This is a genomic window from Streptomyces sp. NPDC101237, assembly GCF_044767465.1.
Lineage (GTDB): Bacteria > Actinomycetota > Actinomycetes > Streptomycetales > Streptomycetaceae > Streptomyces > Streptomyces gramineus.
This window is the reverse complement of sequence record NZ_JBIWNY010000025.1, coordinates 1-8,113: the sequence shown is the minus strand read 5'-3', so window position 1 is coordinate 8,113 and position 8,113 is coordinate 1. Positions and strand designations below refer to the sequence as shown.

General features: G+C 73.1%; 6 protein-coding genes and 1 pseudogene. 3 read left to right on the top strand and 4 right to left on the bottom strand.

All coding sequences use genetic code 11. From position 1 onward, the window contains the following. From ACIRQ9_RS30850 to ACIRQ9_RS30840, 3 genes and pseudogenes are all read right to left on the bottom strand, one after another. Window positions 1–480: pseudogene (locus tag ACIRQ9_RS30850) on the bottom strand (hypothetical protein); the annotation flags it as partial. Window positions 481–543: 63 nt separating this feature from the next. Further along, window positions 544–1,641: a ribosome small subunit-dependent GTPase A gene (gene rsgA / locus ACIRQ9_RS30845; protein WP_404180708.1), complete on the bottom strand. Its 1,098-nt coding sequence runs from the start codon at window positions 1,639–1,641 to the stop codon at window positions 544–546. 224 nt (window positions 1,642–1,865) lie between these two features. Further along, window positions 1,866–2,873 carry a LacI family DNA-binding transcriptional regulator gene (locus ACIRQ9_RS30840; protein WP_404180705.1) on the bottom strand — a complete coding sequence of 336 codons (1,008 nt, stop codon included), beginning with the start codon at window positions 2,871–2,873 and terminating at the stop codon, window positions 1,866–1,868. A gap of 200 nt (window positions 2,874–3,073) precedes the next feature. Between ACIRQ9_RS30840 and ACIRQ9_RS30835 the strand changes: the two genes are divergently transcribed. The 3 genes from ACIRQ9_RS30835 to ACIRQ9_RS30825 all read left to right on the top strand — a co-directional run bounded on the left by ACIRQ9_RS30835 (window position 3,074) and on the right by ACIRQ9_RS30825 (window position 6,034). After that, a complete protein-coding gene (locus tag ACIRQ9_RS30835; RefSeq protein WP_404180702.1) occupies window positions 3,074–3,868 on the top strand; it encodes an ATP-binding cassette domain-containing protein in 795 nt (264 codons plus the stop codon). Beyond that, on the top strand, window positions 3,865–4,899 hold the full coding sequence (locus ACIRQ9_RS30830; protein ID WP_404180699.1) for an ABC transporter permease: 1,035 nt from the start codon (window positions 3,865–3,867) through the stop codon (window positions 4,897–4,899). The genes ACIRQ9_RS30835 and ACIRQ9_RS30830 overlap by 4 nt, the downstream gene beginning before the upstream one ends. 142 nt (window positions 4,900–5,041) lie before the next feature. Continuing rightward, the gene (locus ACIRQ9_RS30825; RefSeq protein WP_404180696.1) at window positions 5,042–6,034 is read left to right on the top strand and encodes an ABC transporter substrate-binding protein; all 993 of its coding nucleotides are present in this window, start codon (window positions 5,042–5,044) and stop codon (window positions 6,032–6,034) included. A 99-nt stretch (window positions 6,035–6,133) separates the two neighbouring features. On the opposite strand, the gene ACIRQ9_RS30820 is transcribed toward ACIRQ9_RS30825, so the two are convergent. Beyond that, window positions 6,134–7,642 (bottom strand): cellulose binding domain-containing protein, encoded by a 1,509-nt coding sequence (locus tag ACIRQ9_RS30820; RefSeq protein WP_404180693.1) that lies wholly within the window; start codon window positions 7,640–7,642, stop codon window positions 6,134–6,136. Window positions 7,643–8,113: the final 471 nt, after the last annotated feature.

Here is an 8,113-nt window from a genome sequence, read left to right as displayed (position 1 = left end):
GCCAGAGCGGCGGACTGCCGGGACCGGCGGACTGCCAGAGCGGCGGACTGCCGGGACCGGCGGACTGCCAGAGCGGCGGACTGCCGGGACCGGCGCACGCGCGGTCCCCGGCGTCTGCTGCCGGGCGCGCTCGGCCTCCGTCAGCAGGTGCCGGACGGCGTACGTCCGCCAGGGCCGCCACTCCTTGGGTACGTCCAGGCCGGGCGCGGCCACGTCCGGGTCGCCGAGCGCGCGGGCGCGGATCTCGGCGACGACCCGCGGCGGCATCCCGGGCAGGGCCCGCGGCGCGGCTTCGGCGCCGGTCCGGTCAGCGCCCGGGTCCAGCCGTACGACGCCGTCCGCGCGCGCGGCGGCGAGCGCGCCGAGGCCGCCGGCCGGCTCGGCCCCGGCGAGCACGGCCGGCTCGGGGCAGAGGTGGGTGAGCCCGCCACCACGCTGGTCCAGCGCCTTGCCGTACCGCTGGACCAGCGTGGTGGCCACGTCCATCACCCGGTCGGTGTGGGCGACGGACGGGGTCGCGTCCGGGGGGATTCGGACACGGCGCTAGTGCCACCGGCCCCGCTTCGCCTCCATCGCCGCCTTCCCCTCCGCTCCTCTCTTCTTCCAGTCCTTCTTGATCTCGGAGCGGAGCCGCGCGTCGGTCTTCGCGACGATCCACTGGTTCTCGCGCATCAGCTTGCGATAGCTCTCCAGCCGGCGCACGGGCAGCTCCCCGGTCTGCACCGCGCGGAGCACCGCGCAGCCCGGCTCGCTCTCGTGCCCGCAGTCGGAGAACCGGCAGTCCGCCGCCAGTTCCTCGATCTCGGAGAACACCTGCCCGACCCCGTTCCCGGCGTCGAACAGGCCCACGCCCCGCAGTCCGGGCGTGTCGATCAGCACTCCCCCGCCGGGCAGCGCCAGCAGGTTGCGGGTGGTGGTGGTGTGCCGTCCCTTGCCGTCGATGTCCCGGGCGGCCCGGACGTCCATCACGTCCTCGCCGACCAGCGCGTTGGCGAGGGTGGACTTGCCCGCGCCGGACTGGCCCAGCAGGACGGACGTGCCGGCGCCGACGAGGGAGACGAGGACGTCCAGGCCGTCGCCGGCCATCGCGCTGACGGTGAGGACGGGTACGCCGGGCGCGGTGGTCTCGACGTCCTGGACCAGGTACGCGAGCGTCACCGGGTCCGGGACCAGATCCGCCTTGGTGAGCACGACGACCGGCTGGGCCCCGGACTCCCAGGCCAGCGCCAGGAACCGTTCGATCCGGCCGAGGTCGAGTTCGACGGCCAGGGACACCGCGATGATCGCGTGGTCGACGTTGGCCGCGAGGATCTGCCCCTCGGACCGCTTGGAGGAGGTGGAGCGCACGAAGGCGGTCCGGCGCGGCAGACACGCGCGTACGTAACGGGGGTTGCCGCCCGGTTCGACGGCGACCCAGTCGCCGGTGCACACGACCCGCAGCGGGTCGTGCGGGGTGACGAATGCCGTGTCGGCGCGCAGTGTCCCGTTGGCGGTGACGATGTCGCACTGCCCGCGGTCGACGCGGACGACCCGCCCGGCCAGCAGGCCTTCGGCGGCGTAGGGGGCGAACTCCTTCGCCCACGTCTCGTCCCAGCCGTAGGGAGCGAGCGCGGAGAAGACAGCAGCGGAGCTGGAAGACAAGGGTGACCCTTCACAGGGGCGGCCCCGGGAACGCGGTAGGTCAGCCGGTGGCCGCGGAGGTGGAGTGGATGAACTTCTGGTCGCGGGCAGCGCCCGTCGCAACGACAGCCATCGGTCACACCTCCTGTGTTCGTCTTCCGCTCGGCGAGCGGTGGCCTCACCGTAGAGGGTCCGCGCATCGCGCCGCCACCGAATAACCGGGCCCGTTCCCCGCCGCGGCCGGGCTAGGCGAACGGGCCCGGCAGTTCGCCCGATCCGCGCTCGATCAGCCGGGTCGGCATGACCACCGTGCGCGGTGGCGCGACGTCGCCGTGGATGCGGGCGAACAGCAGGTGCGCGGCGCGCGTCGCGAGGGCCACCGGGTCCTGGGCGATCACGGTCACGGGCGGGGTCAGCCGGTCGGCGAGCGCGAAGTCGTCGAAGGCGACGAAGGCGAGGTCCGGCGGGAGGACGGCGAGGGCGCCGAACGCGAGGATCTCGTTGCCGGCCAGCAGCGCGGTCGGCGGGTCGGGCAGGGCGAGCATCCCGGCGACGGCGGCGGCCGCCTCCGGCCCGGTCCGCAGACCGTCCCCGACGAGTGCCGGGTCGGCGGGGAGGCCGGCCGCGGCCAGCGCCGCCAGATAGCCCCGCCGCCGTTCGCCGAACGTCCGGATCCGCGGGGTGTCGCCGATGTACCCGATCCTGCGGTGGCCGTGGGCGGCCAGCCGTCCCACCGCCTCGCGCACCGCGCCGAAGTTGTCCACGACCACGGCGTCCACGTTCAGTCCGGGTGCGGCCCGGTCCACGCAGACGATCTTCGTGCCCTGCGCCTGGGCCGGGCGCAGGAAGCGGTGACTGCCGGCGGCCGGGACGAGGATCAGCCCGTCGACCCGGCGGGCGGTGAAGGCGGCGACGACCTCGCGTTCCCGGCTCAGGTCGGCGCGGCTGGAGCCGATGAGCATGACGCTGCCGCGCTGCCGGGCGACGTCCTCGGCGGCGGAGGCCACCGCGGCCATGAAGGGGTCGGCCACGTCGTCGACCAACAGCCCGATGATCTGGCTCAGTTCGTGGGTACGCCGTAACTGACGCGCGACGTCGTCGCGTTGATAGCCCAGTTTGCGGACCGCGGCGACCACCCGCGCGGCGGTGCGCGGAGCGACGGCCGCATCGCCGTTGACCACCCGGGACACCGTCATCGCGCTGACGCCCGCTTCCGCGGCAACGTCCTTCATGGTCGGCCGGGTGGCTGCCACGCCACGTCCTCCACCTGCGTCACGTTCGAGCGTCGACTCGTCAACGTTACCCACTCGACCGCGCCGCAACAGGCGTGCGAACGAGCAGAGTTGGGAAGCCCGTGCGGCGGTGCGGGATCGGCTGCACCACCCTTGACACCCCGCGGCGGGCGCCCCAAGAATCAGCCAAGCTGTTAACGATACCAACCAGAAGGCACAACATGGCCTCTGCAAGGGAACCACTGCTCACCGCACATGGCGTGGTCAAGCGTTTCGGCCACGTCCAGGCGCTCCAGGGCGCCGATTTCACGGCGTACCCCGGCGAGGTCGTCGCCCTCATCGGCGACAACGGTGCCGGCAAGTCCACTCTGGTGAACGTCCTTTCGGGCGTCCTCACCCCCGACGCCGGCGAAGTCCGCCTGGACGGCGAGCCGGTGCGGTTCTCCGGGCCGATGGACGCGCAGCGGCACGGCGTGGAGACGGTCTACCAGGACCTCTCGCTCGCGCCCGACCTCGACGCGGCGGCCAATCTCTACCTCGGCCGCGAGATCGTGCGCGGCGGCGTGCTCGGGCGGATCGGCCTGCTCGACCGGCCGGCGATGCGCCGGGAAGCGGTCCGGGCCTTCGCGGAACTCGGTGTGGAACTGAAAGATGTGACCGCCGCTGTGACAACGTTGTCCGGCGGTCAGCGGCAGTCCGTCGCGGTGGCCCGGGCGGTCGCCTTCGCCAACAAGGTCATCTTCATGGACGAGCCGACCGCCGCGCTGGGCGTGGTCCAGCGTGCCCGGGTCCTGGAGACCGTCCGCAGGGTCGCCGACCAGGGCATCTGCGTGGTGCTGATCAGTCACAACATGCCCGAGGTGCTCTCGGTGGCGGACCGGGTGGAGGTGCTGCGGCTGGGCCGGCGCGTCGCGTCGTACACCGCCGCGGAGACCACGATCGAGGAACTCGTCGGCGCGATGACCGGGTCCCTGGACGGGCCGAGCGGTGGCAAGGAAGCGGAGGGGGCACGATGACGGCCGAGAGCGAGAAGGTTCCCGTGGCCGCGGGCCGCCGGACCGGGGCGCCGGACTGGCTCCGGCGCGCGGCGACGCTGAACGAACTGTGGACCTTCGTGATCCTGCTGGCCCTGGTGGTGTTCTTCACCGTCGCGGCGCCGGGCACGTTCTTCACCACGTACGACATCACGCAGATCGCCGTGAACGCGGCCATCTACCTGGTGCTCGGCGTCGGCATGACGTTCGTGATCATCACGGCGGGCATCGACCTGTCCATCGGGTCGGTGCTGGTGCTGGCCGCGGTGGCGGCCGGTGAGTACAACATCCACCACGGCGGCCCGGCGTCGGGCTGGGGCACGGTCGCGATCTGCGTCGTGATCGCGCTGGCCGTCGGCACGGCCTGGGGCGCGCTGCAGGGGGTGGTCGTCGCCAGCGGCAGGGTGCCGCCGCTGATCGTGACCCTGGGCGGCCTCGGCGCGGCGCTGGGCATCGCCGAACTCGCCACCGGCGGCCAGGACCCGGCCGGCGCGTCCTCCACCCATCTGCAGAACAGCCTCGGCTTCGGCAAGCTGCTCGGGATCCCGTGGATGGTGATCCTGGCCGCCGTGGTGACCGCGGTCTTCGGCGCGGTGCTGGCGGCCACCCGGTTCGGCGAGCACACCCTCGCGATCGGGTCGAACCCGACGGCGGTGCGGCGGGCGGGCATTCCGGTGGGCCGGCATCTGGTGAAGGTGTACGGCCTGATGGGGCTGCTGGCCGGGCTGGGCGCGGTGATGTGGCTGGCCTCGTACGGCACCACGTCGATCGCCGGCCACTCCACCGACAACCTCAAGGTGATCACCGCGGTGGTGCTGGGCGGCACCAGCCTCTTCGGCGGCCGGGGTTCGGTGCTGGGCACGGTGATCGGCGTCTTCATCCCGGCGGTGCTCACCACCGGACTGATCGTGATCGGCGTCCAGCAGTACTGGCAGGACGTGGCGGTGGGCGTGGTGCTGGTCGTGGCCGTCTACGTCGACCAGATGCGCCGCAGGACCCGGGAACGCGCGTGAGGCCGTCGGGCACGACGGCCTCACGCGGCACGGAATCGCACGGACCGGCCCGCTCGCACGGACCGGCCCGCTCGGGCAGGACAACTCGATCGCGCGGGACAACTCGTTCGCACGGGACAAGGAGAACTCTGTGATGGGGAGCATGCGCAGCAGGCGCGGGTTGCTGGTCGCGGTGGGCACGGTACTGGCCCTCGGCGCGGCCTCGGCGTGCGGTTCGTCGGACAGCGGTGGCGGCTCGGGGAGTTCGGGCGGCGCCAAGGGCAAGAAGGTCCGGCTGATCACGGGGGTCAAGAGCGACCCCTTCTACATCACCATGACCTGCGCGGCCCAGCAGGAGGCCAAGGCCAAGGGGATGGACTTCACAGCCGACGGTTCCGCGCAGTGGGACGTATCGGTGCAGCGCCCGCTCCTCGACTCGGTGGCGGCGGCCCGGCCCGACGGACTGCTGATCTCGCCGGTGGACACCAGCGCGCTGACTCCGTCGCTGAAGCAGATCCAGTCGGCGGGCACCAAGGTGGCGCTGGTGGACACGACGGTCAGCGACGACTCGGTCGGGATCACCCGGATCTCGTCGGACAACGAGAAGGGCGGCCGGGTCGCCGCCGACGCGCTCGCCAAGCTGATGAACGAGAAGGGCTCGGTCGTCGTCATCAGCGTCAAGCCCGGCGTGTCCACCACGGACGCCCGGATCAAGGGCTTCACCGAGGAGATGGGCAAGTACCCGAACATCAAGGTGCTGCCGACGCTCTACGACAACGACCTGCCGGCGACCGCGGCCTCGCAGATCCAGTCGACCCTCGCCGCCCACCCGGACCTGGGCGGCGCGTTCGCGGGCAACACCAACACCGGTACGGGTATCGCCACCGGGCTGAAGCAGGCCGGCAAGCAGGGCACGGTGAAGGTGGCCGCCTTCGACGCCGAGCCCGACGAGGTCGCCGCGCTGAAGGCGGGCACCCTCCAGGTGCTGGTCGCCCAGGACCCGGCGTCGATCGGCCGGCAGGCGGTGGACCAGCTCGCCGCTGCCTTCGAGGGCACGTCGGTGAGCAAGACGATCGGCACCACCATGGTGGCGATCACGAAGGACAACATGAACGACGCGTCGGTCAGCAAGTACTTCTACAAGTCGCAGTGCTGACCCGGCTGTCGGCCGTGGACGCGTGACGGACGGCCGGCGGCCGGGCGGACCCTCGACTTCCCGGGTCCGCCCGGCCGCCGTCTCCGTCGCCGGCTCGGCTCACCCCTGCGCGCAGGAGTCACCGTTCAGCGTGAAGGAGGCGGGAGCGGAGTTCCGGCCGCTCCAGGTGCCGAGGAACCCGAAGGAGAGGGTGCCGTTCGGGGTCACCGACCGGTTGTAGTCGGCGGAGTCGACGCTGACCCGGCCGCCGCTCTGGCTGACGTTCGCGTCCCACATCTGGGTGACCCGCTGGCCGTCCCGGAAGGTCCACCCGACCTGCCAGCCGTCCAGGGCTTCGGAGGTGGTGATGGAGACGGTGGCCTGGAAGCCGTCGGTCCACTGGTTGACCAGGTCGTAGGTGACCCGGCAGGCGGCCGCCGCGGAGTGCGTGGGCGACGGGGACGCGGAGACGGCGCCGGTGGCGCGGTCGTCGGTGCCGGCCGGGGCGGTGGAGGTGCCCTGGGGCTCCGGGTCCGGGTTGGTGTCGGCGGGCCGGCCCGTGGTGGCCGACGCGGAGGGGACGGCGGAGGCCTTGTGGGTGGCCGACGGGTGGACCGACGGGGAGACCGGGGTGGGGTCGGCGACGGGCCGGCGGTCGTCGTGGGAGGCGGCGGCGGTGTCGTCGGCGCCGCCTCCCGTCGGCGTCATCGACACGCCGAGCGCCACCAGCGAGATCAGCACCGCGGCGCCGAGCAGGCCGTGGCGCAGTACCCGGCCGCGGCCGGTGCCCTCCTCGGGGTCACCGCCGTCGGCCTCGCCGGTGCCTGGACGGCCGGCGCCGAGCCGTACCTCGGCCGCGCGGCGGCGGCGCTCCAGGTAGGCGAGGCCGCCCCAGCCGACGACCCCGCCGGCGAGCGCGGCGGGCAGGCCGCCGCCGTGCAGGCGCAGACAGGCGGCGGCCTCGGCGCACTGCACACAGGTGGCGAGGTGCCGGGAGAGGTCCTCGGGCGTCTCGGCCGCCTCGGACCGGGTGACGGCGTCCAGGAGGCGGGCGTAGCTGCGGCACTCGGCGGCCATCGGCGTGTCGAGGTGGGCCCGGTGGCAGCGGTCCCGGAACAGGCCGCGCACCTGCTCCAGTTCCTGGGCGGCGACCGACGCGTCGAGGCCGAGTCGGCGGCCCACCAAGGACAGCGGCAGCGCCTCCACCTCGGCGAGCCACAGCAGTGCGGCGTCCGCCTCCTGCATGTCCCGCAGGCCGCGCAGCGCGACGGGCCGCTGCAGGGGCAGGCCCGTGTACCGGGTGGCCTTCTCGGAGTTGAGCCACAGCCTGAGGTCCGGGTCGAGCTTGTGGCCCACCCCGGAGGTCTCCCAGGCGGCGGCCGTGGTGCGGACCGCCGTGAGCAGCAACGGGATCATCGGCAGCCGCGCGGAGCGCCGGCCTCCGCTGCGCACGGCGGTGAAGTCGGTGTCACGGGCCTCGCGCATCCCGAGGGCGAAGGCCTCGGTGGCCAGCTCGTTGGCCGCCAGGGAGCCGGAGGTGCACAGGTCGGCGTAGGAGAGGACCGCGTCCCAGCACTCGGAGAACAGCGCGGCCTCGGCGGCGTCCTGGGGGATCGGCAGGTCGGGCATGGGTCTCCTGCATCGAAAGCGAGGTCAACTCACCACATCGGCAATGGAGTTGGGGGGAACCTCGCGGCAGGACCCGAGCTTTTCACGTCTCCTGCACAACTGACAAGCGGCCTATTCAAATCCGGTTACCGATGGTCGTGCCACGGATCCTCCCCGTCACCCGCACCACCGGTCCCCGGCGTCACGTCCGCCGAGCCCGCGCCTGCCGCGGCCCACACCTCCGGCCAGGTGTACGCACCGCGACCCCGTTCCGACTCACCGTCCTCCTCGATCCCCCGCATTTCAAGGCCCGGACGGCGGACGCGGTCGCCGCGGAACGGCCGTGAATCCGCCCGGACGCGCCGCCGTAACGCACCGGAGGGGGGGGGGGGGGGGGCGCGGGCCCCCCCCCCCCCCCCCCCCCGCCCCCGCGCCAATCGGGGGTGGGGCGCCCCCCGGGGGAGGCACGACAAGAGGGGCGAAGACACCGGC